Raw genomic sequence first — 1,135 nt, 5'->3', positions numbered from 1 at the left:
GACCACCAGCTCCATCGGCTACGGCGACGTCTCCGACCTGCCCATCATCGGCGACTGGGACGGCAACCACATCGACTCCCAGGGCATCGTCCGCTGACCCAACCCCCCAAGACGGGGGCGGACAGGAATCCCGCCCCCGCTGGAACCGGAGAAATCTCATGATCAGATCCATGTGGGCCGTCCGTGTCATGGCCGGAGTGGCCGCGTTCGTATCGGTGATCGCCCTGGGGGTGCAGCCGGCGCAGGCCGCCGTCCCGGCGGGATACACGGTCGGCGGCACCGACGTCTCCAACCACGCCGGAACGATCGACTGGGCGCAGACGGCGGCCAAGGGCGTCAAGTTCGGCTGGGCGAAGGCCACTGAGGGACTCGACTTCGTCGATGCGACGTACAACGCCAACTACCACAATGCCAAGGCCAACGGCGTCTACATCGGGGCCTACGCCTTCGGCCGCCCGGACAAGGGCGCGAACACCGGAAAGGCCCAGGCGGACTGGCTGATCTCCCACGCCCAGTACGTCAACGACGGCAAGACCCTCCCCCTGCAGCTCGACATCGAGTGGCCCTGGTGGACGACGTCCGCCCCGATGTATCCCTGCTACGGGTTGTCGACCACTCAGATGGTCACCTGGATTCGCGACTTCGTGAACGAGGTCAAGGCGCAGACCGGCCGGGAAGCGGCCATCTACACCAATCCCAACTGGTGGAACCAGTGCACGGGAAGCAACAAGTCGTTCTCGGCCAACCCTCTGGAGACCTCCAACTACAGCGGATCTCCCGGGGCGTTGCCCGCGGGCTGGTCACGCTTCACCGCCTGGCAGTACGCCGGCTCCTCCAGCACCCTTCCGGGCTCGCCGACGGTGTTCAACGGCAGCCTGGCCGACCTGGCCGCCTTCGCCGGTTCGCCGAGTCTCGGCGTCCTGGAGTTCTACCTGTCCGACAGCCAGAGCTCGAACGTGGCCACCCGTCCGGTCGTCGCGTACGGCAACAGCCCCATGGTGCCGATCCGTGGTGACTGGGATGGTGATGGCAAGGACACTGTCAGCAGCTTCGACCCGACCACCGCGACCTTCTATCTGTCCAACACTCCCGAAACCGGGGCGGCGTCTTACACCTTCCGTTATGGCGACGCCGG

1 protein-coding gene is annotated in these 1,135 nt (G+C 66.1%); it reads left to right on the top strand.

Annotated features, from left to right (window positions below; all coding sequences use genetic code 11):
- Positions 1-170: 170 nt before the first annotated feature.
- Positions 171-1,135: GH25 family lysozyme (locus tag AB0L65_RS62925; protein WP_364267634.1), on the top strand; the 965-nt coding region annotated here is incomplete at its 3' end.

The organism is Nonomuraea sp. NPDC052116 (genome assembly GCF_040680035.1).
GTDB classification, from domain to species: domain Bacteria; phylum Actinomycetota; class Actinomycetes; order Streptosporangiales; family Streptosporangiaceae; genus Nonomuraea; species Nonomuraea angiospora_A.
The sequence above is the reverse complement of the archived record's forward strand: the minus strand, read 5'-3'. Positions and strand labels throughout refer to the sequence as shown.